Here is a 23,880-nt window from a genome sequence, read left to right as displayed (position 1 = left end):
CCGGCGACGAGTCGCCACGTCACAGGGGGGATGTCGACCTCCCCCGAATTCCCCCCGTTCTCCACCCCGGTTCCTTTCGGCGATCGGTCCGCCTCGAACGCTTCTCGGCACCTGATTGGACGGTTCGCCGGTCCGGCTCAAGGTCTGTCGTGCGCGGCCGATCTGAGGCTCAACGTCCAACGATCCGAGCTGGAGCCCGCACATGCCCACTGCACCCGACCGTCCCGTCTCGACCGGGGCTGCGGCCCGCACTGCACCCGCCCCCAGGGCACCGGGGTCCAGCACCCCCGCCCCCATCGCCCCCACCGCTCCTGCCGTGGCCTCTTCTGCCGTCCCTGTCGCTCCCGACGGTGCTACCGCTCCTTCGGGTGGCCGGACGCTGAGCGCTGGTGAGCTGGTGGACTCGGTGGACCTGGTGGGGCTGCGGGGTCTGGCTCAGGCGATCGACCGGTCGCAGGCGGTCATCGAGTTCGACCCCTCCGGTGTGATCCTGACCGCGAACCGGAACTTCCTGGACGTGGTCGGGTACCGGCTGGGCGAGCTGCAGGGCCAGCACCACCGGGTGCTGTGCGACGCGGAGCTGGCGGCCTCGGAGGAGTACCGGCGGTTCTGGGACAGCCTGGCCGGTGGGGCGTTCGAGTCCGGGGAGTTCTCCCGTCTGGCCAAGGGCGGCAAGCCGGTGTGGTTGCAGGCCACGTACAACCCGGTCATCGCCGAGGACGGCACGGTCGTGAAGATCGTGAAGTTAGCCTCCGACATCACCGAGTCCAAGGCCACGGCGGCGGAGTTCCTGGGTAAGGTCGCGGCGATGGACCGCTCCCAGGCGGTGGTGGAGTTCTCCCTGGACGGGCGGGTCCTGACCGCGAACCGGAACTTCCTGGACACCGTGGGTTACACGCTGGCGGGGGTGCAGGGCAAGCACCACCGGATCTTCTGCGACCGGGAGTACACCGCCTCGGCGGATTACCGGGAGTTCTGGGACGACCTGAGCCGGGGGGAGTTCCTGTCCGGGGAGTTCCGGCGGGTCGCGAAGGACGGGCGGGAGGTGTGGCTGCAGGCCACCTACAACCCGATCATGGACCCGAACGGCAATCCGGTGAAGGTCGTCAAGTACGCCTCCGACATCACCGTCGCCAAGGCCCGGACCGCGGAGTTCCTCGGCAAGGTCGCCGCGATCGACCGGTCCCAGGCGGTCATCGAGTTCTCCCTGGACGGGACGATCCTCACCGCCAACAGCAACTTCCTGCAGACGATGGGCTACTCCCTGGCCGAGGTCCAGGGCAAGCACCACCGGATGTTCTGCGAGCCCGGCCACGCCGAGACCGGGCAGTACCGGGAGTTCTGGGAGCGGCTCGGGGCGGGGGAGTTCGAGACCGGCGAGTACAAGCGCCTCACCAAGGACGGCCGGGAGGTCTGGCTGCAGGCCTCCTACAACCCGATCATGAACCCCGACGGGGTACCGGTCAGCGTGGTCAAGTTCGCCAGCGACGTCACCGCGGCCAAGGTCCGCTCCGCGGAGGTCCAGGCCCGGGTCGACGCCGTGGACCGCGCCCAGGCAGCGATCGAGTTCGACCTGGAAGGCGTGGTCCTGCACGCCAACGAGAACTTCCTTCGGGTGATGGGCTTCTCCCTGCGGGAGGTCGTCGGTCAGCACCACAGCACGTTCTGCACGCCGGAGTACACCCGCTCGGTGGAGTACCGGGACTTCTGGCTGCGCCTGGGCAAGGGCGAGGTCATCGCCGGCCGGTTCCACCGGGTCGGCAAGTACGGGCGCGACGTGCACATCCAGGCCACGTACAACCCGATCCTCGACCTCAACGGCGCGCCGGTGAAGATCGTCAAGTACGCCTACGACGTCAGCGCGCAGGTCGAGCAGGAGCAGCGAGTCGCGCAGGGGACGCAGGACATGACCGCGTGCGTCCGGGAGCTGGCCGGGTCCATCGAGGACATCGCCATCAACTCCACCACCGCCACGTCCCTGGCCGCGCAGACCCACGACAACGCCCAGCAGGGCGTGCAGGCGCTGCAGGCCTCCCTGGAGGCGATCGGGCTGATCCAGAGCTCCTCCAGCGAGATCGGCGAGATCGTCCGGGTCATGGGCGAGATCGCCAGCCAGACCAACCTCCTCGCCTTCAACGCCTCTATCGAGGCCGCACGCGCCGGGGAGCACGGCGTGGGGTTCTCCATCGTCGCCGGCGAGGTCCGCAAGCTCGCCGAACGCTCCTCCCAGGCCGCCCAGCAGATCGGGGACCTGATCAAGCAGTCCGCCACCCGGGTCGACCAGGGCGCGGACGTGTCCCAGCGCGCTGAGGACGCCTTCAAGCGCATCGTCACCAGCGTCGAGCAGACCCGCCAGGCCATCGCCACGATCTCAGAGTCCACCCGGGTCCAGCAGGCCGCGTCCCAGCAGGTCAACACCCTCATCAGCCAGCTGTCCACCGGTGAGCAGGCCTAGCCCGTGAGCACGCTCAGCCCCGCCGGGACGCAGACCGTGCCGGGACCAGGCACCCTCCTGCCGGCCGACGGACCCGCACACCCCAGCCCGCCGAGCCCAGACGCAGGTGCCGCCATCGGCACGACGCCTGAGGCGGCGGCGGACACGGCGGGCACGGTGTTCGGTCTGCTGCGCGTACAGGGCATCGACATCGCCCTGCCGCTGGCCGTGCTGCGGGAGGTCGTGCCCTGCCCGCAGCGGCTGGACCCTCTGCCCACGACCGCACCAGCCGTCCTCGGTGCCATGCACCTACGCAGGACCGTCCTACCCGTCGTCGACCTGGGCGTCCTGCTGGACGGGGCGCTGGAAGCCGCCCCGGGGCCAACGGGTGAACCGGGCAACGAGGCTGAGGTCAGTGAGCGGTTCGTCGTCGTCGTCGCCCATGCCGAGCGCCTCGTCGGGCTCCTGGTCGACGAGCTGCGCGGCGTCGGGCAGGTCCCTGCCCTGCTGGTGCAGGATGTCCGCACCCAGCAGGGGGCGCTGCTGCTGTCCGGTGCCTTTCACCACGCGGACACCGACCGTGTCGTGAGTGTCCTCGACGTCGGCGTCCTGCTCCAGAGCACCGGAATCCCAACCATCCCCGACCGTGGCCGGGGGCAGAGCGCACCGGTCCCGGCCACGTCCCCCATGGACAGAAGTCCGAGCATGGGATCTGTCGCAGCGTCGCCGGGCCGCCCGGGCCAGTCCGAGACGAGGGTGCTGACCCTGGTTCGGGCCGGAGAGCACGCCCTGGCCCTGGACGTCGCGCACGTGCACACCACCCTGCCGCGGGTGCGCCCGACGACCTCGGTGCTCACCAGCGAGCTGTGCCTGGGGGTCGTGGAGTACGCCGGCCTCGAGGTACCGGTCGTGGACCCCCTCGTCCTGCTCGGCCTCGGCCGCCTGGACCGGGTCCCGGAGCACACGGCCGGGCTGGTCATGGACCTCGGGACCGGGTACGTCGTCATGGCGCTGGACGAGCTGGTCGACCTGCAGGAGGTGGACCCCGGGCAGGTCCTGCCGGTGCACCCGTTCGCCCTGCCCGCCCCCGAGCTGTTCGCCGGGCTCCTGGACGTCCCTGGCCGGCCGGCCGGCCTCGTCCTGGACGGTCAGGCCCTGCTGGCCCACAGCACCTTGCTGAGCATGGCCTCGGTCAACGTGACCCTCGCCGCCAGCCCTGATGCCACACCCGGCGCGAGTCCTGGTGCCGGCCCTGTGCCCGGGCCCGGTCAGCGCCGCCCGGGCGGGGCCGGCGACGTCACCGGCCACCAGGACGCCAGACCCCACCTGGCCTACGAGTGCGGGGTCCGGGCCGTCACCCCGCTGGAGCAGGTCAGCGAGGTCGTGCCATACCAGGCCAAGCTCATCCGTACCGGTAGCCCCGGCGGCGTCGGCGTCGGCGTCGGCGTCCCGGCCCAGGACCATCGCCGAACCATGGAGCCGCCCCCGGGCGGCGCTGCTCGTCCCGGGTCTGCCCTGCTGGGGCTGTTCGCGCACCGGGGCGCGGCGGTCCCCGTCCTGGACCTGTCGCAGCAGCTCGGGCTTGGGCCGTGCCAGCCGGGCGCGACCGCGTGCCTGCTCCTGGTCCGAGCACGGCACGGGATGGTCGGCTTCGTGGTCGGCGGGCTGGACCGGATCGAGACCGTGGCATGGGCCGACCCCGAGCACGTCCCGGGGTGTGGCCCGGATGCACCGAGCGACAAGCCGGCCCCGACGCAAGCATTCCCGGCGACCGGACCGGGCCGACCGGGCCGACCGGGCCGACTGGGTCGTCCAGGCCCAGGGGCGCTCCCCCGCCCCCCTCGGGCGTTCTTGCAGCAGGCGCAGCTGGTCCGCCTGGGCCAGGAGACCCAGCTCCTCCCGCGCCTGGACCTGCGGCTGCTGGCGTCGGCAGTGGAGAACGGGGCCCTGCCGTAGCCCTGCCGTGGCCCTGCCGTAGCCCTGCCGTGGCCTTGCTGTGGCCCTGCTGTGGCCCCCGCCGGGGCTCTGCATGCCGTCCTGCTCGACAGGCCGGTCGCCGGCGTGGGACCGGCCGACCGTGCCGCTCCAGGTGACACCCCCGACCTGGGCACACACGCCGGCGCCGCCGGCGACAGGCAGCGACATCTACGCTCCACCACCGGGTCCCTCTGCCCGTGCCAGACGACCCCCGACGTTCCCTCCCGACGACCTTCGACGAACCCTTGAGTGAGCCGGTGGAAGGAGCTGGTAGCGCGTGCCCACCCCGACAGCGGGCACAACCAGTGGCACCTCTGATGGCACATCGGGTGGCACCTCGGGTGGCACCTCGGGGTGCTCGGTCGACGGATGCACCCGGCCGCAGAAGGGTCGCGGCTACTGCGCCGCGCACTACCAGCAGTGGCGGCGGGGGGCGGCGCCAGGACAGACGCAGGCGCCCCGCACTTGCGCCGCGGCGGACTGCCCCCGCCCCCACAGCGCCAAGGGTTACTGCCGGCTGCACTACCGACGGTGGCGGCGGCACGGGGACCCGGACATTGTGCTGCCGGCCGGACCAGGGCCAGGCCGCGACGAGTGCGCGGTCCAGGGATGTCCCCGACCCCACGACAGCAAGGGCTGGTGCAGGGCGCACGCACGTCAGATCGCCAGGGGCCAGGGCGCTGGATCCTTGCGGCCGCCGCCCCCCGCCGCTGCCTGCGCGGTCGAGGCGTGCACCTCGGTGGCGGTCACGCGCGGCTGGTGCAGGCGGCACTACCAGGCGTGGCGGCGCCACGGCGACCCGACCGCCACCGCAGCCCCCGGCCCGGCCGTGCCGGAGCTGTGCTCGGTGCGGGGCTGCGAGGCCCCGCGTCACGGCAAGGACCGCTGCAGGAAGCACCACGACGAACAGAGCGGTCTTACCCGGGAAGCGGCACCCCCGTTCTTATGAGGCCGGCGGGCCGGGGAGGCCGCCGCGGGGCCGCTCCAGGGACCACCCGGACAGCTCGGGCAGCTCGGGCAAGTCGGCCGCGCTCGGGCGAGACATCGGTGCTCCTAGCTCAGCGCCGCGCACGGTGCACGGCGTCACCACCGTCATCGGCACCCACCGGGCCGCCATGACGGGACCTAACGGGTGAGCGCGAGGCCCCCCCGGCGGGTACGGCCGGCAGACCCAGCCAGCCCGCAGCCGAGACGACGGGTGCGCGAGGCGGGCCCGTCGCGCTTTTAAGTGCCCGTGGCGGCGTGCCGAGAGGAGGTCGACAGCCGGACGTGGTGGTGTGCCTGCTGCCCGGCCCGGCCCGGCCTCAACAGTCAGGAGGGGCAGCATGCTTGTCTCGAGAAACCCGAGCACGCGTGACGGTGTGGCGCTGATGCTGGCTGCGCTGCGGCAGGACACCGAGGCGCTGGCGCTGCTCAGCGAGGACATGGACCTCGCCCGGGCCCGGGACGTCGCCATGTTCTGCGCCCTGCTGGCTGCGGACCAGTTCCAGGAGCGTGAGCTGGAGCGGGCGACGCCCGGGCACTACACGACCGTGCTGCAGGCGCTGGCCGTGCAGCTGGCCGCCACCCAGGACGGCACCACCACCGCCCCCTGACCCGTCTGGTCCCCACGACGAGTGGTCCGTGCCTGTACGGCCAGGGTCGGCAGTCGTGCGCCGGTGCTGCTCGTGCTCGCAGGCCGGCGGCGGCATGCCGGTGGGGGGGGGGGGGGGGGGGGCAGGTGGCGGCGTGGCGGTGGCGGGGCGCGTCGATGGAGAGCTCGGTGCGTCTGCGGGGAGGACGAGACCGGGGTGGTCTGCGCTGACGGAACGGCTCAGGTGCTGCCGGCTGGTGCCGATGTGCCGGTGGCACCAATCGTTGGTGACGCTGCAGCCGCCCTTGGAGTTCTGTCATGTCTGATGTCCGTCGTACCAGGTCCCGTGGGATCGCCAGCTGGTCGCTGGCGGTGAAGATCGCCGTCCTGATCGGGACCACCGTGGCCGTCCTGGTAGCGATCGCGGTCGCCAACCAGCACGTCAGCGACATCCGCACGGTCGGCAACGCCGACTTCCGGGTCGACGCGAAGGCGGAGATCGCGCTGGGAGAGGTGAGCCGCCTGGTCGTGGAGCACCGCGCGACGGTCGACGAGGCGGTCGTGGCCGGCGACCCGGCGCGCACCGGCGACCGCGTCGCGGCCACGCGCGCCGAGACCGCCGAGGCGGTGCAGGCCCTGGAGGCCCTCGACCTGCGCCCGGACCGCCGCGCCCTCGTGGACAGCGCCGTCCAGGCCGTCACCGCCTACGAGGACGTCGTCGAGTCCGCAACCACCGAGGGGACCGCCGGGGACACCGTCTCCAGCACGGCCCAGACCCAGGTCGCGCAGGCCGCCGCCGCCACGGACGAGGTGCTGGCCGGGGTGAAGGCCGACATGGCGGAGCTGCTCGCCGCCGACGAGGCCCGGGTCGCGAGCCTGGGCGACATCACCAGCCTCGTGCTGTGGCTCAGCGTCGTGATCGGTGCGCTGCTCACCGGCGGCGCGGGCCTGGTCCTGTACCGGCTCACCGCCCCGCCGCTGCGCTCGATGGTCACCGCCTTGGAGACCCTCGCTGCGGGTGACCTGCGCGTCAGCGCCGAGCTGGGGCGCACCGACGAGGTCGGCCGGATCGGCACCGCCGTGACAGGTCTCGCGGTCCAGCTGCGCCAGTCGCTGGGCCAGGTGCAGGCCGGTGCCGGGCAGCTGCTCGGTGCCGCGGAGCAGCTGCACTCCGGCACCGCGGAGGTCGCCGCGGCCGCGGACGAGTCCAGCCAGCAGGCCAACGTCGTCGCCGCCGCCGCGGAGCAGGTCACCCGCAACGTGCAGACCGTCGCCGCCGGGGTGGAGGAGATGGGCCAGTCCATCCGCGAGATCGCCCAGAACGCCCAGGAGGCCGCCTCCGTGGCAGGTGACGCGGTGACCGTGGCCAGCGACGCCAACCAGATCGTGGCCAGGCTGAGCGAGTCCAGCCAGCTCATCGGTGAGGTCGTCCGGGTCATCACCTCCATCGCCGAGCAGACCAACCTGCTCGCCCTGAACGCGACCATTGAGGCCGCCCGGGCCGGCGAGGCCGGCAAGGGCTTCGCGGTCGTGGCCACCGAGGTCAAGGAGCTCGCCTCCCAGACCAGCAAGGCCACCGAGGACATCGGCAAGCGGGTCGCGGCGATCCAGTCCGACTCCGGCGACGTCGTCACCGCGATCGGCTCGATCCAGGCCACGATCGACCGGATCAACGACATCCAGACCACCATCGCCTCCGCGGTGGAGGAGCAGACCGCGACGACCAGCGAGATGGGCCGGTCCCTGGCCGAGGCCGCTGCCGGCTCCGCGGAGATCGGCGCCGGGATCACCGCCGTCGCCGCCGCCGCCGAGCAGTCCTCCGCCCAGGCCCAGACCAGCGCCGAGCACACCCGCGGCCTCACCACCCTCAGCGACGACCTCACCGCCACCGTCGCCACCTTCACCCTCTAAGCGCACCGGCCGGAACCACCAGGCCAGCGATACCCACCAGGACCACGGGGCTGGTCGGGCTGGTCGGGGCGCACGACGTGGACGGCCCTCGGGACGTGCCGCTGCGGGACAGGGGCGTCGACGACCACGGTCGGTGCTCGACAGGGTTGCCGAGGCTTCCCGTGACGCTCATGTCTGCGGGGGGCTCGCCGACGTACCGAAAGATGCCGCGCTGCCGGCAACCGGAGGAGAGGGGACAGCCATGCCAGGTCGCACCACCCTGGCACCGGCGTCGCGGTCGGTCGACGTCCTGGTGCGCCATCACGTGACGGTGTCCGGGGCGCAGGAGCTGCCCACGGTGGTCCTGGTCCACGGGTTCGGCTCGGACCAGACGGTGTGGCAGCCGGTGGTGCAGCAGCTCGGGTCCCGGTACCGGGTGGTGCGCTACGACCTGGCCGGTGCCGGGCGCTCGGACGTGTCCGCCTACGACCGGTCGATCGAGCGGCACGGCACCCTGCACGGGCACGCGCAGGACCTGCTGGACGTCTGCGACGCCCACGGTCTGCGGGGTGCCACCCTGGTCGGGCACAGCGTGAGCGCCACGGTCGTGGCCCTGGCCGCCGCCGCCCGCCCGGACCTCGCCTCCGGGCTCGTGCTCGTCGCACCCTCGGCCCGCTACCTCGACGACCCCGAGACGGGCTACGTGGGCGGCTTCAGCGTGGAGGACGTGGCGGAGCTGCTGGTCTCCCTGCGGCACAACTACCTCGCCTGGTCCGCTGTCACGGCGCCGATGATCATGGGTAACGCCGACCGGCCCGAGCTGGGGGAGCGGCTCGCGGCCGCGTTCTGCCGCACCGACCCCGGAGTCGCCGCGCACTTCGCGCAGGTGCTGTTCACCTCCGACCACCGCGACGACCTGGCGGCGGTGCGCGCCCGGACGCTGACCCTGCAGTGCCGCCACGACGCCCTGGCGCCGCCGTCGGCCGTCGGCTTCGTCCACGACTCCGTCCCCGGCAGCACGCTGCTGCGCATGGACGCCAGCGGACACTGCCCCCACGTCAGCGCCCCCGCAGAGACCGCCCGCGCCATCGTCGGGTCCACCGGCTGACCAGAACGCCCTGACCACCCCACCCGCCCCTGCCGTGCATCGACCTCGCACGACCGCTCCGTCGACCGTCACGGCTGGAACAGGCCTTCAGCCAGACCCGGACCTCGGAGGTCGTACGACCTGCCGGGCAGCCACGAGCACCACCAGATGGCACGCGTGCAGGACCCGAGCATCATCCGTCCCGGAGGTGACCACGGCGGGTGGATCTACCCCGCCGGGCTCACGGAGTTCGACCTCGAGGCCGCACCACGAGGAGCCCCGCACCCGCTCAGCGGACGCCGGACCTGGACGGACCCTCCGCTGTACTGCCCACCCGGGCCCCACCACCTCGAGGACTGCTGGTCCGTCGTCGGCGCCACGCCCGTCCCGCCCACCACGCCCGCCCCGCCCGTCCGCCGCACACGGCTCGCGCGCTGGTGGCGGGGTGCGGCCCAGCCGGGTGGGACCCCTCCACCCCCGGCCGGGCCGTCCCGCTCCCCGAGAGGCCACGAGACGCACCCGGACTGACCGGGTGCGTCGGCCCCGACCGCCGTCGACCGCTGGGGAGGGCTCCGGCGGACGGGACCGACCGAACAACGCTAACCGGGGCGGCGCCGGAGGGTCGAGGGCTTCCCGGCGGGCCGTCCACCCTGGTGCGGCGCGCGACCGGCTCCAGCCTCAGGCGCCGCCATCACGCCCGACCCCGTGGACAGACCACGCTCTGGGTCGACGGGACTGGCACGTGCAGCCGGGCGCGCGGCAATCGCGGCGCCTCTGCGGACGCGTCCGCCCCACCGGATGCCTGCAGGCCCGCACACGAGCCATCACGCGGTGCCTCGGTGCCTCGGTGCGTCGCGGTGAGCCTCAGCGCCTGGGTGGGGTGGGTGGAGGGCAGTCGACAGCAGTCGACAGTGGTCGACAGCGATCACAGCAGTCGCCCGCGCCGGGGGCTCGGTCAGCGCTCTGTGCGGGCGTCGGGGACTCGGTGGTGAACCGGCGGTAGAAGGTCGGTTGGCCGAGGAACCGGCCGGCCTCGCCCCTGCCGGTCTCCTGCATGCCGAGGCGCCGCAGGAGCCGCACCGAGCGGGTGTTCGCATCCAGCGTCTCGGCCCAGACCTCGTCCACGTGCAGCACCTGGAAGGCATGGGCGAGGGCGGCGCGTGCCGTCTGCAGCCCGAGACCTTGGCCCCAGCGGTCCCGGACGCCGATGAGGACGCCGAGCTCGCGGAGACGGGGCAGCGAACCGTGGAGGTCGACGTACCCGACGAGGTCTTCCCCGCTGACGGCGCCCAGGCGCACGAGGTCTGCGGGCGGTCGCGTGATGTGTCGCTGCCAGAAGGTCAGGTGCGCGTCCTGGTCGAGCCCGGTCGACCACCCGGCCTCACGGCAGAACTCACGATCCTTCGCCCAGCCGGCCAGCACCGGAGCGTCAGCGACGCCCAACGGGCGCAGGCGGATCTCCGGTGCAGACACCGCACCAACCTATGCCGCCCCACCTCGACCGGAGCCTGACCCGCTTTCCCGGACACCTGTTCTGAGGCGAGGATCGTCTCGGAGAGGAGTCCTTCGATGCCCGCTGCCAAGCCTCCGGAGTTCCGCCGACGACAGTCGAGCTGGCCCGCCGACCTGACACCTCCGTGGCGAAAGTCGCCAAGGACCTCGGGATCAGCGAGTCGTGCCTGCGCCGCTGGATGTCGGTCGACGACGTCGAAGCCGGCCGCAAGGAAGGCTTGACCAGCGACGAGCGGAACGAGCTCGTCGAGCTGCGACGCCGGACCCGGGTCCTGGAGCTGGAGAACGAGATCCTCAAGCGGGCCAGCGCCTACTTCGCGAGGGAGAACGTCCTCCCAAAATGATGTTCCGGCTGGTCCAGGAGCTCGCCGCCGACGGGATCCCCGTCGCGGTGGCCTGCCGGGAGCTCGAGGTGAGCAGGTCTGGCTACTACGAGTGGGCCGCCCGCGGGCCCTCCAAGCGCTCCGTCGCGGACACGTCGCTGACCGACCGGATCACCGAGATCCATCGGTCGTCGCGGGCCAGCTACGGCGCCCCGCGGGTCCATGCCGAGCTCAAGCTAGGGCTGGGCCTGCGCTGCGGCCGCAAACGCATCGCGCGGCTGATGCGCCTGGCCGGCCTGCAGGGCATCAGCCACCGTCGCAAGCGGGGCCGGAAGCCCGACCCGGCCGTCCACGACGACCTGGTCCAGCGCCGGTTCGCCGCGGAGGGACCCGACCGGCTCTGGGCGACCGACGTCACCGAGCACCCCACGGCTGAGGGGAAGGTCTACTGCTGCGCTGTCATCGACGCCTACTCCCGGGTGGTCGTGGGCTGGTCGATCGCGGACCACATGCGCACCGAGCTCGTCGTCGACGCCCTGCAGATGGCCCAGTGGAGACGCCGTCCCGGCCCCGGGACCGTGGTCCACTCCGACCGCGGCAGCGTCTACACCTCTTGGGCGTTCGGGCACCGGCTGCGGGAGGCCGGCCTGCTCGGCTCCATGGGCCGCGTCGCCTCCAGCGTCGACAACACGATGGTCGAGTCGTTCTGGTCGACCATGCAGCGCGAGCTCCTCGACACCCGCACCTGGGCCACCCGCAGCGACCTGGGGTCGGCGATCTTCGAGTGGATCGAGGCTTGGTACAACCCCCGCCGACGCCACTCCGCCCTGGGCTACCTCGCCCCAACCGAGTACGAGAACCTTCACACCGCCGCCACTACCGCGGCATGATCACCACACCGTCCGTGTCCGGGAAACCGGGTCAGGCTCCGTTCGTGGAGAAGGGTCGCCGGGCCGGCGGGAGCCGCTCGAAGGGAACCCGCGCTACGTCGAAGTCCTCGACCTCGACGAAGTCGGCGGACGGCACCGACAACGGTGCGGTCCGGGAGTGGGCCCGCGCCAACGGTCACACCGTGTCTGAGCGGGGTCGGATCAAGGCCGACGTGGTGCAGGCGTACCGGGCCGCCAACGGCTGAGCCTGGCCGGCGTCTGACGGCGCGACCCCCGACAGCCCCGGCGCCCGTCAGGCGGTGCCGGGGCTGTCCTGCGTGGCGGGTGCGTCAGAGGCGGGTGCGTCGGGGGTTGGCCAGCGAGGACTCGGGGAGGTCCAGCATGGCTGTGAGGCTGTCGGCGGTGGGGAGCGTGAGCTCGGTGGTCTCGGGGTTCATGGATGGCCTCCACGTGGTGCGACTGACGGTGGTTGAAGCTTGCACCTGAGTATCGCGTCGGGGGCTCCCGGTGAAACGTCACGTGCGTCCACCGTCCGTCGTCCGGCTGACGGCCGCGGGTCGTCGGTGCTCGTCGGTGTCGAGGCGGCAGAGGCGGGTGATGACGACGGCCGCAGTGAGCAGGTGCATGACGGCGGTGGAGGTGGTGGTGAGGCCGAGCTGGAGCCAGGCGGTCGCGTCGTCGAGGGTGAGCTGCCCGGCGATGAGCAGGACGGTCTGGGGGAGCAGGGCGGTGGGGGACCACCGCCACAGCCGAGGGTGCATGGCCAGCAGCAGGGTGGTGGTGGCGAGGGTGAGGTGGGTGGTGGCCAGGGCGACGCCGACGGCGACCTGCGCGTTGGCGGTGGGCACGAGCGGGGTGGGTTCGGCGACGGTGGCCGGGTAGGGGGCGAAGGACCAGAGGACGGTGAGGGTGAGGGTCCAGGCGGTGAGCAGGGCGAGCTGCCACAGCAGCCGGGAGGCCCGGGGCCGGGCGGGCAGCCGGTAGCTCGGCAGCACTGTCGGGGGGTGCTCGGCGAGCATCGCGGCCTTGCTGGTGTACAGGGCGGCGGCGGGGTAGGCGCGGGCCACGGCGGCGCGCCGTCCGGTGGGGATGCGGGGGGACAGCCACAGCGCCTCGATCTGGGCGTGCTGGGCGCGGAACCCGCGCTCGGCGGGGACGAGCTGGCCGTGGGCGGCGACGACGGCCAGGACGCGGGAGGTGCCGAGGACGCCGGTCTGGCGGAGCGCGGGCACGTTGCCGCAGGCCCAGAACCCGCAGACACACCCGACGCCGGGTGCCGGGTGCGCGGGTGCCCGGTGGGCGGGCGCCAGCCGGCGGGTGAGGGTGCGCCGGTCGCAGACCGCGGTGTTGACGCCGGGTGCCCAGGGCGGCCGGTCGGTGACGGGTGCGAGCCGTCCGTCGGGCAGGACACGGAAGGTCCGTACCCCCCGGACGGACCCGTGGTGGACCGGCGTTGACGTCGCCATCAGCGGGTCAGGACGGGGAGGGGACCGGCACCTGCTCCGGCACTGGCTGCGTCGCGGGGGCCGGTTCGGCGGGCGCCTCGAACGGGGCGTCGGGCTCCACGGTGATGGGCTGGTCTTCCTTGCCGATCTTGGCCATGGCGTCACTGTAGGTCGCGGCACCGACGCCGTCCCGGGTGAGGCCGGGGGGTGAGGCCGTGGTGGTGCGGTCGGGCGGGTGGCAGGGGCCGGAGTGTTGTCAGCGTTCGCGGTCAGCGTTCGAGGTCGGCCGCGCGGTCGGTTCCTCGGGCGGGGGTGGCGGGTCGTGCGGTGGTGGTGTGGAAGGAGGGTGGTCGGACGGCGTCTCGTGGGGGGAGGCCTTGGCGGGCGGTGGCCACGGCGATGGCGGCTGCGGTGTCGGGGAAGGGGTTGGGGCCGGCGGTGCGGGCGAGATGGTGGGCGGTGGTGCGGGCCTCGACGAGGCGGTGCACGAGGTCGGGCTGCCATTGCGTCCCGGTGGCTGTGGGGGCTTGGCGGACCCAGATGGCGCTGGTGTGGCGTTCGTTGGGGTTGGGCACGAGCCAGGCGCCGGTGGCGAGCTGGTGGCGGGCGGCGCGGTGCAGGGCGTCGACGATGTCGGGCTGGCTGCGGGCGATCGCGGCGGCGACCCGGCCGGCGTGGGGGTGGGTGGGCTGGAGCTTGGCGACGTAGCCGAGCACGGCCCGGGCCTGCTGCAGGGGCCGCTGGTCGCTGAGCGGTTCGACGGTCGCGAGCTCCCGGGTGAGGGTGCCGTCGAGCAGGTCGGCGTGCTGGCGTGCGGCAGCGGCCAGGCCGGGGTCGGGGCTGAGGCGGGCGGCGTGCTCGCTGAGGGCGGCCTGGACGCGGACGAGCAGGGCCAGGTCGCGGGGGGCGATGGTGTCGGCGCGGTCCAGGAGCGCGGCGGTGGCGTCCTGGGCGAAGGGGACGTCGATGGGGGCACGGAGGATGTGGGGTCGGGTGGTGGGTTGTCGCAGTGGGGCGACGGCGGGCAGGGGTCCTTGTTCGGCGAGGTGGCGGGTGCGTTCCCCGGCTGCGCGGAGCCCTTCGGTGGCGGCGCCGGCGTAGCGGTCCGAGAGGACGCCGGGGGCGGTGCCGAGCTGGGCCTGCACGGCGGCGGTCATGCGGGTGGCGGCGCGGGAGATGTCGGTGTCCAGGACGGCGAGGCCTTGACCGATCGCGGCAACGTCGGCCATCAGGGACCAGGCCTGGTGGGCGCGGGGACGTGAGCCGGGGTCCGCAGTGCGCCACTGGTGCGCGGCGACGGTGGCGGCGCGGGCCAGGTCGTGCCAGAGCCTGCCGGCACCGGGCGGGGGCTTGGTGGTGAGGACGTCGGACAGCGCGACACCGGGGTCGGCAGGGTGCCGTCCCAGGGCCAGGCCCAGGGCACGCACCGGGTCGGCCTCGAGCTGGCGCAGGGTCGGCGCGTCAGTCCGCCCACCACCCCGGTCCCCGCGGGTGTCGTCCCCGCGGGTGTCGTGGCTGCGGGTGTCGTGGCTTGGTCTGGTGAGGTCGCGGTGGACGGTGACGAGCAGCCGGATGGTGGCGGCGTGGCTGGCCACGGCGAGCGGGAGGGTGTCGGGGGTGACGGGGTCGGGGTGGTCGTGGAGGCTGGCGACGCGGTGGCCGACGGCATGCCAGGCCCGGGTCCAGGTGTCGTCGTGCCTGGCAGCAGAGCCGGAGGCAGAAGCAGAGACAGAGCCGGGGGCTGTGGCGGGGACGGGGGTGCTCATCCCTGCTCCGCGGGGACCTCGACGCCGGGGGAGCGGGTGTGGGCGATGGCGCCGCGCAGGGCACGCAGGGCCAGGGAGTGCCGGATGGCGACCGCCGGGACGGTGGCGGGGTCGGGGTGGTCGATGAGCTCGCGCAGGGCGTCGGCGATCTCCTGGGCGACGGCGGGCCATGGCTGGTCCCGGCGGTGGGTCGGTGTGGTCGGCGGGTAGGGGGGTCGGACGTCGACCAGGTCGTCGAAGACGTCGGCGAGGTCACGGCGGACGGGGCCGGGGACGTCGCTGCGGCAGAGCAGCCCGTCGAGCAGGTCCAGCGCGCGAGACAGCGGCGCGGAGGGGCGCTGCGTCGGGATGGTCCCGGGTGCAGACCGTGGCTCTCGTGGCTGGCTGGGGGGTGGGCTGGGTGTGCTCATGTCGTGTCGTCTCCCGGTGGTCGGGTGGTGTGCTCGGCGGTGGGTGTTCCTGCCTTACCCCGCCTCATCGGAGTGAGGGCCGGGGGTGCGGGGGCGGAGCCCCGGCGGTCTTGGTTGTTGCCGGCGCCGTCAGGGCGCCGGGTAGTTGTTCGGAGGGCGAGCGGCGGGGCTGGTGACGTCGGGTGGTGCTGGGGTCTCACCGTCGTTCGGGCGATGCGCAGCAGGACCACGGTGGGGGAGCGGCGGAGGAGGCGGGTCCCGATGATGCTTGCGGCCCGTTCTTGGCCGTAAGGATCACTTCGGGTGCCTCCGCAGAGCGCAGCGGCCGGCCCCCCGCCGTGGTGACCTCCGGTCGACCGGGCGACGGTGAACCCCCCGCCTGGTGAGCAGACTTCGGTCTCGCGCCTGGGACGTTCAGCCGGTCGCGGTGCCTGCCGGCGCGGACTGCGGTCCTGGGGAGGACGTCGCAGCCGTGCTGCGGCCGTCGGTCTTTGCGGTGCTCCGGGGCCGGCCGGGGGCACGCTTGGTCGGTGCGTCGAGGCCGACGCGCTTGAGCTCGTCGGCGGTCCAGCCGTCGCGCAGCGCGGCGGTGTAGGCGGCGGTGTCGGCGCGCTCGGCCTGCTCCAGGGCGGCACGGGCGTCCTCACGTGCCTGGCGGGCCTGCGCCAGGACGCGGACGGCTTTGACCTTGTCGTCGAGCAGGGCGCGGGCGGCAGCCTGGATGCGGTCGGTGTCGAGCTTGGGCGTGGCCATGGGCGTCACGGTACGAACCGGCCACGTAACGCGCCAGACCCCTCATCGTGTGGCTGTGAACGATCCCGGCTTTGGCTGGGTGGGGATGGACGCGGAAGCCCTATTGGACAGAGCAAGCTATACATTTACGTGCCGTAAATGGCTGCCCGGCGGCGCCTCGGCTGGCACACTGCGTGTGGTCCCACCAGGGTGGGTCGCTGCGCTGGGCTTGAGGACGGTGGGACATGAGCGAGGAGACACCGCGCCGGCGGGCGCTGGGTCGACGCCGTCGCGCCAACGTGGAGGGTGGCCGGAAGCACTCGCACCGGGTGCTCGTGACACCGGAGGAAGAGGCGGTGCTGGCACAGCGGGCCGAGGCGGCACGGATCTCCGTGCCCCGGCTGCTGATCGAGGCGGCGCTGGCCCAGCACGGGGAGACGGCCACGGACCGCCGTGAGGCGTTGGAGGAGCTGTTCCGGGTGCGCGGCTACCTGGGTGCGGTGTCGAACAACGTCAACCAGGTCGCGAAGGCCACCAACGCGACCCGCGAGGTGCAGGAGGACCTGGCGAGCACCCTGGCGGCGGTACGCGCCACCAGCGCGCGGGTCCACCGGGTGCTCGACGCGCTGGGAGCCGACGCATGATGCCGAACATCACCCGCGGCGGCAGGACCGCGGGCGTGACGGTGTACCTGGTGGGGCCGGGGAGGCACAACGAGCACGTCAACCCGCACGTGGTCGCGGGTCACGACACGCTGGTGTCGGAGCTACCGGAGGGGCGCCTGTCGAGCGACGACGCGCTGGACGCGGCGAACCTGCTGGACCACCCGATGCGCGTGTTCGGGACGAAGGTGAGCGCGCCGGTGAAGCAGTGGAGCGACGAGGCGCAGGCGCAGGTCCAGGTCGGTACCAAGCCGGCGCACGTGTGGCACTGCTCGCTGTCGCTGCGTGCGGACGAGGGTCAGATCGGTGACGAGGTGTGGTCCCGGGTTGTGACCGAGTTCGTGGACGAGATGGGTTTCAGCGGCACGAGCGAGCGTGCCGCCTGCCGGTGGCTGGCGGTGCACCATGGTCGCTCCACGGCGGGGAACGACCACGTGCACATCGTGGTCAACCTGGTGCGGGAAGACGGGACCAAGGCGCGCGTCCACAACGATGCGGCACGGGCGCAGCGCGCCGCGAACCTCCTTGAGCGCCGGCACGGGCTGAGGGTGCTGGAGTCCCGTGAGAGCGGCCGCGGAGCCGCGGTCGGTGTGAAGCCGGCGGAGCTCGCGCGGGCGCAGCGCGAAACGGCCCTGGCACCCGCCCGGGACGAGCTGCGGCGTCGTGTCAGGGCGGTGGCCGCCGAGGCAGGAAGTGAGCGGGAGCTCGTCGACGGGCTGCGGGACGCTCGTGTGCTGGTCCGGCCCCGCTACGCCGAGGGCGACCGGCAGCGTGTGGTCGGGTACTCCGTCGCGCTGGTGTCGCTCGAGCGGGACGGTCGACGGGCGGCACCGGTCTGGTACGGCGCCGGCCGGTTGGATCGCACGCTGAGCCTAGGCCAGCTGCGCACGCGGTGGGGTCAGGACCCGGCCGGGGCCGAGGACGTGGCCGGGCTGTGGACGCGCCGGTGGGCCGGCGGTGACGTGGCCACCACGGTGCGGACGACCGGTGCTCCGGTGCGGGCGGGTCGGGTGCTCGGGGGTTACCGCGACCGCAGCAGCGCGGCCGAGGACCGTGCCGCGGCGGGTGCTGCGGCGGCGGCGCTGGCGCGGGCGTCGCTGGCTATCGAGAAGGACCGGCCGGGACCGTTGGCGGCGGCGTCGGAGGTCTTGGCGCGCGCGGCGCAGCCGGTCGCCTTCGGGGCGGACCGGGACCAGCACAAGCAGGAGTCGTCGGCCGCCAACGCTGCTTACAGCTTGCGTCTGATGGGCCGGGGGACGGGTCGTGATTCGAGGACTGGTTGGCTGGCGGTGCTGCGCCAGGCCGACCGGACCGCCAAGGCCGTCGCTGCCGCCCAGCGGGCTCAGGGCCGCGTCCAGGCGGCGGCCGCGACGGACGCGTCCATGCACGCCGCCATGCGGTCCGTGTCACAGCTCGCCGGCGCCGGACGCGCGAGGATCGAGCCTTCGCAGACGGACCTGCTGACCGGACGCGGCAAGGGTCCGCGCGCCGATGGCGACCTCGAGCGCGGTTGACGCCGCCCGCACCCCAGGGCGTAGGAGCCTCGTCGACGAGCAGGAAGTCCCGGTACACGCAACCGTGGCGAGAGCGGTGTGGGCTTCGAGTTCGACGTGCGCGTGAGTTCTACGAGGGTGACCGCATCGTGATCACGGTGCGCGCGAGGACTTTTACGGCGCGGACGACCGCATCACCGCCGGCTTCATCCGGCCCTGACACCTGCCGATAGTGCCCTGCAGGAAGGAGCCGCCCCGTGAAGATTTCGAGCACCATGCCCATGCCGCACGTCGGGCGCACCAGCGAGGCCCCGAGTACGAGGGCAGCACAGCCGGCTCCGCCTCTTCACACCTCGGCATCACTTGTCGGCGCGCTGACCGGATCCGACCGGAGCTTCCTGCTCAACACCTTCGGCATGACGGTCACCACCCAGGGTGACTCGATGACCTTCCACGGGCTGGAAGGGCTCAGCGGAGACGACGCCATGGCGGCGGGTCAGCTCGCCATGCAGCTGATGGCCGACCGGCAGCGGGGGGCTATCGAGGGCGACGTCTCCCCTGACTACTTCCACGCCCTCCTCCTCCGTGTCGGCGACGACAGCGGGCAAGCCTTCCAGGACATGATCAGCAAGGCGCTGGACTACCTCACCGGGGGCAGCCCCGTCACCCGAGTCGACACCCGGGCCTGAGTTCGCCCACGCACCCGGCAGTCAGTGAGCCCGGTCCCTGACGGCAGAGGGGCTGGGCTCTGCTGACCAACTCCACGGCTACGACTAGGCAGTGATGGCGGACCCACAACAGAGCGGACGGATGTTGCTACGGGTGGGGCCACTTCCAGGCGAGGCGACCGTCGGGCCTGCGGCTACCGGCCCACGTCTCGCTAAGGGTCAGAACGTGCCAGCTCTCCTGCTCGAGGCAACCCGGCTTGGCCCCGGGGTGGCGCCTCACGAGGCTGATCGACTCACCCCGGCGACATCTTGTAGGGCAGCTGCTGCGCCGGAAGGGCAGCGGGGGTGCTTAGCGCGTGAGTTCGGGGACGCGGTCGCGGGGGCCGTGGCCGGGCGCGGCGGGCTTGGTGGGGCGGTTGCCGCCGTCGCGCAACGTCGAGCTCGCGGACTGGGGGAAACTCGTGGCCGCCTCACGGCGTGCTTGCGCCGCGGCCGACGAGACGCCAGCGAGCCCTTCGTCAGCCGTACGGGTGTGCTCGGTCGACGATGCGTCGACGCGTCCCGCGGTGGCTATGGCGAGGTCGGGAGCGGCAGCTGGCTGAGAGGCGGCGTCAGGACCTTCGGCGGAGGCCGTGGGTGCGCCACCGACGCCGTTCGAGGCGGTGGCAGCCTGGGCGCCGTCGTCGCCGCGGCCCATGCCCGAGCCGCGGAGCTCGGCGTCCTCGCGGCGCGCTGCAGCGCGGTCGTCGAGGGCGTGCATGAGGGCGTTGCGCCGGTCTGCGGGGTCGTCGTGCGCGGCGGTGATCGTGGCGAGGTCGATGCCGTGGCGGGCGTGCAGCTGCTCGCGGATGACGTCGTGGGCCTCGCGCCCGAGGGCGTCGTGCGGTGCGACGGCGGTGGTGAAGGTCACGAGGTCGGCGACCTGGGCTGGGGTGGCCTGGTTCCAGAACTCCTCACGGCGCACCCGGTCGTAGACCAGGCGGGTGGTCTCACGGTGCTCGGCGACGGCGGCGCTCTGCTGCTGCTGCAGCGCCCAGGCACCGGTCTGGCTGTGGCGCGCGGCGTGCTCGCGGATCTGCCCGGCGGCCATCAGGGCGGACCGGACGAGCCGGTCCACGTCCTGGCCGATCTCGTCTTCGGCGCTCTCGCTCATGCTCACGTCCTCTCAAGGTGGCGTGCCGGTGAGGTGCGCCGGGTCACTGCTGGTGGGGTCACTGCTGGTGGGGTCACTGCTCGTCGGGGGCGTCGTCGAACAGGCCCGCGGGTGGGGGCTCGTGCGGCCACACCTGGGGCAGCGTCCGGTCGTGGATGTCGCTGACGTCCCAGAACGGGCCGTCGGCGGCGGTGAGCTCCCGCATGGTGGGGTCGAGGAAGTCGCGGAAGAACAGCGCGGGGCCGGTCATGCCGTCGGTCCGCAGGTACTCCCACGCCCGCCACAGGGCCTCCAGGCGGGCGACGACCTCGGTGTACTCCCACCAGCGGGGGTCCCACCGGTGGCTGGCGGGGTCGCGCTTGTAGTGCGGCAGCAGCCAGCGCTCGACCCACTCCGCGGCGTTGGGGTAGTAGGTGCTGGCCGGGGCGTCCTCGCCTAAATCGACGGGCTCGCCGTCGAACTCCTGCACGCCGGGCTCGCCGACGTCAGCTTCGCCGTCCACAACGGCCGCACCGGCCGCGGTGTCGCCGGCTGCTGTGACGGTCCCGGGGGCGTCGCCGGCGGCTGAGGTGGCGTCGGTGGTCATCGGGCACTTTCCAGAGCCAGGCCCAGGGGCCGGGCTCTGGCCGTCTCGTAGACAGCCTGGGAGGCGGTCACGGACCCGGCGTACGGGCGGGTGGAGTGGTGGTCCAGCTGCAGCAGGACCGCGGGCACACCGGAGATCAGCGCGACGGCGCGGCCGAGGGGCAGCGCAGCGAGGTCGGAGACGTCGAAGAGGCGCTGGCGCTGGACCGACGTGGTGGTGCTGCGGGTGGTCCTCTGCTGGGAGGAGGTGCGCTTGAGCCGGTCGTAGTCCCCGATCAGGGAGGACACCACGGTGAGGAACTTCTCCTCTGCCAGGCCGGGGCCGACGACCCGGACGTTGGCCGCCGACCAGAGCTTGTCAATGCCGGTGGCGCCGTAGGCCTCGACGCCTTGGGCCCAGGACTGGAAGAACGCCGACAGCACGATCCCGCGGGAGCCGTAGTGGCTGTAGAGGTCGGGCAGGGCCCGCCAGCGGCAGACGTTGGCGGCCTCGTCGAGGACGGCGGTGAGCGCGGGGCTGAGGCGCCCGGTGGGCTGGCGGGACGCGTGGGCCTCGGCGGCGGTGAGGATGGCCATCGTCAGGGCCGCGGTGAGCGCGCGGGCGGAGCCCTCGCCCTCCTTGCTGATCAGGTAGACGGTGTCGGTGGAGCTGATGAACGCCTGGGGGTCGAAGTGGGGGCGGGTGCCGGCGGGATCGGTGATCCAGGGCAGCAGCTGGCGGTTGGCGAGGACGCCGATCCAGGGGCGCATGGTGCCGTAGACCCCGTCGCGCTGCTTCTCCGTCAGCCGTTGCGTGGCGTCCAGGGCGAGGGCGAGGGCGTCCTGGCCGTGGTCCTTGAGGAGCCGGGCCGGGTTGTCGTCGGCGCTGGGCCGGGGGGTGTTCGCCCACCGCTGCACGTCGGTGATGGGCCGCCCGGCCAGGGCGGCGGCGAGCAGCAGGCGGGCCAGCAGCTCCTTGCCGGCGGACTTGAAGTAGGCGTCCTGGGTGTCCCCGGCCGACGTCGCGGAGCTGATGAACACGTCGGCCAGCTTCTCGGCCGTCTGCAGGTCGACCACGAACGACAGCGGGTCCCACCACCAGCTGGCCGGCTCCCCGATGATGTCCTGGACGTCGTGGACCCACACCACGCCGGTCTCGCTGCGCGGGCCGCGGGTGGCGTCCACGAGGTCGGGCTTGTTCGAGGTGGCGATGACCGGTCCGGCTGGTTCGACCACCTGCGGGATGCACACGCAGGTCGTCTTGCCCGACCGCGGGCCCATCACCCACACCTGGACCGACTCCCACGAGGCCCACAGCCGCTGGGAGGAGGGCAGGTGGGTGCCGAGGGTGACGCCGACCCCGGCGCCCCCGGCGCCCAGACGTTCGCTGTCCGCGGCGGCGGGGCCCTGAGTGAGGCGGTGCACGTCGCGGCTGCTGGCCAGCCAGCGTGCCTTGTAGTCCACGCGGGAACGGCCACGGCGGTGCCGGAGCGCGGTGAGACCGAGCACGGCGCCGCTGAGGACGAGGAGCACCAGCAGGGCGCCGGTGACGGCCGTCTGGGTGGCTGTGGTGGGGACCTGGCCGGTGAGGACGCGCAGGACGACCGTGACCGGGTCGTCGCCGCGCCCGGTGAGCGCGGGGTTGGTGGCCGCGCCGGCCCACACCGCGGCGGCCAGCAGCAGGAGGGCGAGGAGGACGCCGCCCAGGACGAGCCAGGGGGTGTCGCTGCCGGCGGGCTCGCTGCGGCGGTTGGGCTCTGGCGCCATCAGGCCGTCTCCTCCGGGCGCGCGGCGCGCTGGCCGATGACGCGCTGCCGGGCCTGCGACCAGGCGCGGTTGGTGTCGTTGACCGCCAGCTCGCTGGCCACGAGCGTGAGCTTGAACGGCACGCCGGCCTTCTTGCCGACCTTGAGCAGGAACTTCCCGCGGCCGGCGGGGGCCGCGGCCTGCGAGGTCTCCGGGTTGACGCCGGCGTCGACGGACCAGTCGTCGATCAGGGCCTTCTCCCGCCCGGACATGGCGAAGACCTCCTCGAGGTTGCCCATCTCCCGGACCGCGAGCCCGCCGAGGAACACCATGCCGGAGCGTTCGACGAAGCCCCGCGCGATGTTGGTCAGGTGCGGGGTGGCCAGCTTGAGGTCGTCCATGGTGTGGGTGATCATCGCCTGGCCGATGGCGCGCTGGCGGTTGAGCCGGGTCAGGGCGTCGAGGAAGTAGACCATCTGCTCCGAGGCGCGCAGGATGCGCCACAGCTCGTCCATGACCAGGAAGTAGTGGCGCCTGGGTCGCAGCCCGGACTCGGCGAGGTGCTTGTCGGCTGACACCATCGCCGAGCCGTACGACCAGCACACCGACTGCACCGCGGCGAGCAGCTGCTGCTCGGCGTCGTCGATGCCCGACAGGTCGAACACGACCGGCTGGCCCATCCGGATGTGCTGGCTCGTGGGGCGGGCCAGGACGTCGCCGAAGGGCCCGGACGGGCCGAGGGCGTGCAGCGCACCGAGCAGCCGCTCGACCCGCTGGTGGTAGTAGTCGGTGTCCCCGCGGTCCAGGGCGATCGCGGCGAGCCGGTCCGGTCGGGAGGCGACGAGCTCGCTCAGGTCCTGGACGAGGGGGACGCCGGGGTGGGTCTCGTCGAGGACCCGCAGCGCCTCGGCGACGATGGACTGCTCGTAGGGCTCCATCCGGGCGCCCCCGACGAGGTCCAGCAGCCCCTGGAGGGTGGTGCGCCGGCGCCCGCGCATCTCCTCCAGCGCGGCCCGGCGCCGGGCGGGGTCGGTGATCTGCTCCAGCTCGGCGACCAGGGGCCCCTGGTCGAGGGGGTTGATGGACCCGCGGCCCACCCCGACGGGGATGACCTGGCCCTGCAGCTCGCGGACCAGGTCGACGTAGTCCGGCTTGGTGTCGGACAGGACCATGGGGACGATCCCCCAGGCGTGCAGGATCGTCACCATGTGCCGCACCAGGCTGCTCTTGCCCAGGTGGGGCCGGCCGAGCACGAAGCACGACGGGTTCGGCGCCAGCCCGGCGAGGAACCAGTGCATCGGGTCGGCGCAGACGGTGGAGCCGTTGAGGAGGCTGCGGCCCAGCGGCACGCCCCGCACCGGGTTGCCCGAGCCCGCCACCATCGGCCACAGGCCGCACACCTGCACCGTCGTGCCCTGGTACTCCACGGCCGGCTCGACGTAGTTCACCCTCCCGGTGCCGCGACCGGGCCAGCCGCGCCGCCCGGCACGCCGGCGGGCGGCGGCCCGACCGGCCGCGGCCTGCTGCCAGAACCTCGGCAGCCACCGCTCGCCCT

22 protein-coding genes are annotated in these 23,880 nt (G+C 73.2%); 12 read left to right on the top strand and 10 right to left on the bottom strand.

Annotated features, from left to right (window positions below):
• The first annotated feature begins 397 nt into the window (after positions 1-397).
• The 6 genes from WCS02_RS03475 (at position 398) to WCS02_RS03450 (ending at position 9,489) form a co-directional block, all read left to right on the top strand.
• Positions 398-2,455, top strand: coding sequence for a methyl-accepting chemotaxis protein (locus tag WCS02_RS03475; RefSeq protein ID WP_340289814.1), 2,058 nt, complete (start codon positions 398-400; stop codon positions 2,453-2,455).
• Positions 2,456-2,458: 3 nt separating this feature from the next.
• Entirely contained in the window at positions 2,459-4,390 is a 1,932-nt protein-coding gene (locus WCS02_RS03470; protein WP_340289811.1) for a chemotaxis protein CheW, read from the top strand.
• 1,346 nt (positions 4,391-5,736) lie between these two features.
• Positions 5,737-6,006, top strand: coding sequence for a hypothetical protein (locus tag WCS02_RS03465; protein ID WP_340289808.1), 270 nt, complete (start codon positions 5,737-5,739; stop codon positions 6,004-6,006).
• A gap of 296 nt (positions 6,007-6,302) precedes the next feature.
• Positions 6,303-7,895 carry a methyl-accepting chemotaxis protein gene (locus WCS02_RS03460; RefSeq protein ID WP_340289805.1) on the top strand — a complete coding sequence of 531 codons (1,593 nt, stop codon included), beginning with the start codon at positions 6,303-6,305 and terminating at the stop codon, positions 7,893-7,895.
• A 241-nt stretch (positions 7,896-8,136) separates the two neighbouring features.
• Positions 8,137-8,982: an alpha/beta fold hydrolase gene (locus tag WCS02_RS03455; protein ID WP_340289803.1), complete on the top strand. Its 846-nt coding sequence runs from the start codon at positions 8,137-8,139 to the stop codon at positions 8,980-8,982.
• 147 nt (positions 8,983-9,129) lie between these two features.
• The gene (locus WCS02_RS03450; protein ID WP_340289800.1) at positions 9,130-9,489 is read left to right on the top strand and encodes a hypothetical protein; all 360 of its coding nucleotides are present in this window, start codon (positions 9,130-9,132) and stop codon (positions 9,487-9,489) included.
• Positions 9,490-9,825: 336 nt separating this feature from the next.
• Here WCS02_RS03450 and WCS02_RS03445 read toward each other — a convergent pair whose 3' ends face one another.
• Positions 9,826-10,434 carry a GNAT family N-acetyltransferase gene (locus tag WCS02_RS03445; RefSeq protein WP_340289798.1) on the bottom strand — a complete coding sequence of 203 codons (609 nt, stop codon included), beginning with the start codon at positions 10,432-10,434 and terminating at the stop codon, positions 9,826-9,828.
• Positions 10,435-10,574: 140 nt separating this feature from the next.
• Here WCS02_RS03445 and WCS02_RS03440 point away from each other — a divergent pair, with 140 nt between their 5' ends.
• Genes WCS02_RS03440 through WCS02_RS03430 form a run of 3 tightly spaced genes read left to right on the top strand, consistent with a single transcriptional unit; the run spans position 10,575 to position 11,931 of the window.
• A complete protein-coding gene (locus WCS02_RS03440) occupies positions 10,575-10,817 on the top strand; it encodes a transposase (RefSeq protein WP_340289839.1) in 243 nt (80 codons plus the stop codon).
• Positions 10,814-11,686: an IS3 family transposase gene (locus WCS02_RS03435; protein ID WP_340289795.1), complete on the top strand. Its 873-nt coding sequence runs from the start codon at positions 10,814-10,816 to the stop codon at positions 11,684-11,686. Before WCS02_RS03440 ends, WCS02_RS03435 begins: the two co-directional genes overlap by 4 nt.
• Positions 11,683-11,931 (top strand): Lsr2 family DNA-binding protein, encoded by a 249-nt coding sequence (locus tag WCS02_RS03430; protein WP_340289792.1) that lies wholly within the window; start codon positions 11,683-11,685, stop codon positions 11,929-11,931. Before WCS02_RS03435 ends, WCS02_RS03430 begins: the two co-directional genes overlap by 4 nt.
• A 270-nt stretch (positions 11,932-12,201) precedes the next feature.
• Here WCS02_RS03430 and WCS02_RS03425 read toward each other — a convergent pair whose 3' ends face one another.
• From WCS02_RS03425 to WCS02_RS03405, 5 genes are all read right to left on the bottom strand, one after another.
• Positions 12,202-12,918, bottom strand: coding sequence for a hypothetical protein (locus tag WCS02_RS03425; protein ID WP_340289789.1), 717 nt, complete (start codon positions 12,916-12,918; stop codon positions 12,202-12,204).
• 241 nt (positions 12,919-13,159) lie between these two features.
• A complete protein-coding gene (locus WCS02_RS03420; protein ID WP_340289786.1) occupies positions 13,160-13,288 on the bottom strand; it encodes a hypothetical protein in 129 nt (42 codons plus the stop codon).
• A gap of 112 nt (positions 13,289-13,400) precedes the next feature.
• On the bottom strand, positions 13,401-14,897 hold the full coding sequence (locus WCS02_RS03415) for a hypothetical protein (protein WP_340289783.1): 1,497 nt from the start codon (positions 14,895-14,897) through the stop codon (positions 13,401-13,403).
• On the bottom strand, positions 14,894-15,307 hold the full coding sequence (locus tag WCS02_RS03410) for a hypothetical protein (RefSeq protein ID WP_340289780.1): 414 nt from the start codon (positions 15,305-15,307) through the stop codon (positions 14,894-14,896). The genes WCS02_RS03415 and WCS02_RS03410 overlap by 4 nt, the downstream gene beginning before the upstream one ends.
• 414 nt (positions 15,308-15,721) lie before the next feature.
• Positions 15,722-16,060 carry a hypothetical protein gene (locus tag WCS02_RS03405; RefSeq protein WP_340289778.1) on the bottom strand — a complete coding sequence of 113 codons (339 nt, stop codon included), beginning with the start codon at positions 16,058-16,060 and terminating at the stop codon, positions 15,722-15,724.
• Positions 16,061-16,284: 224 nt separating this feature from the next.
• On the opposite strand from WCS02_RS03405, the gene WCS02_RS03400 reads away from it, so the two are divergent.
• The 3 genes from WCS02_RS03400 (at position 16,285) to WCS02_RS03390 (ending at position 18,883) form a co-directional block, all read left to right on the top strand.
• Positions 16,285-16,683, top strand: a complete 399-nt coding sequence (locus WCS02_RS03400; protein WP_340289776.1) for a plasmid mobilization protein — start codon at positions 16,285-16,287, stop codon at positions 16,681-16,683.
• A complete protein-coding gene (locus WCS02_RS03395; protein ID WP_340289774.1) occupies positions 16,680-18,215 on the top strand; it encodes a relaxase/mobilization nuclease domain-containing protein in 1,536 nt (511 codons plus the stop codon). Before WCS02_RS03400 ends, WCS02_RS03395 begins: the two co-directional genes overlap by 4 nt.
• A gap of 236 nt (positions 18,216-18,451) precedes the next feature.
• A complete protein-coding gene (locus tag WCS02_RS03390) occupies positions 18,452-18,883 on the top strand; it encodes a hypothetical protein (protein ID WP_340289771.1) in 432 nt (143 codons plus the stop codon).
• Positions 18,884-19,211: 328 nt separating this feature from the next.
• Here the strand turns inward: WCS02_RS03390 and WCS02_RS03385 are convergent, their stop codons facing one another.
• The 4 genes from WCS02_RS03385 to WCS02_RS03370 form a co-directional block, all read right to left on the bottom strand.
• Positions 19,212-20,015 carry a hypothetical protein gene (locus tag WCS02_RS03385; RefSeq protein ID WP_340289768.1) on the bottom strand — a complete coding sequence of 268 codons (804 nt, stop codon included), beginning with the start codon at positions 20,013-20,015 and terminating at the stop codon, positions 19,212-19,214.
• Between the two features lie 73 nt (positions 20,016-20,088).
• Positions 20,089-20,601: a DUF4913 domain-containing protein gene (locus WCS02_RS03380; RefSeq protein ID WP_340289765.1), complete on the bottom strand. Its 513-nt coding sequence runs from the start codon at positions 20,599-20,601 to the stop codon at positions 20,089-20,091.
• The gene (locus WCS02_RS03375; protein WP_340289762.1) at positions 20,598-22,346 is read right to left on the bottom strand and encodes a type IV secretory system conjugative DNA transfer family protein; all 1,749 of its coding nucleotides are present in this window, start codon (positions 22,344-22,346) and stop codon (positions 20,598-20,600) included. Before WCS02_RS03375 ends, WCS02_RS03380 begins: the two co-directional genes overlap by 4 nt.
• Positions 22,346-23,880 (bottom strand): hypothetical protein (locus WCS02_RS03370; RefSeq protein ID WP_340289759.1); only part of this gene is annotated, 1,535 nt, incomplete at its 5' end. The genes WCS02_RS03375 and WCS02_RS03370, both read right to left, overlap by 1 nt.

This window comes from Aquipuribacter hungaricus, assembly GCF_037860755.1.
Classification (GTDB): domain Bacteria; phylum Actinomycetota; class Actinomycetes; order Actinomycetales; family JBBAYJ01; genus Aquipuribacter; species Aquipuribacter hungaricus.
This window is presented reverse-complemented; position numbering and strand designations above follow the sequence as displayed.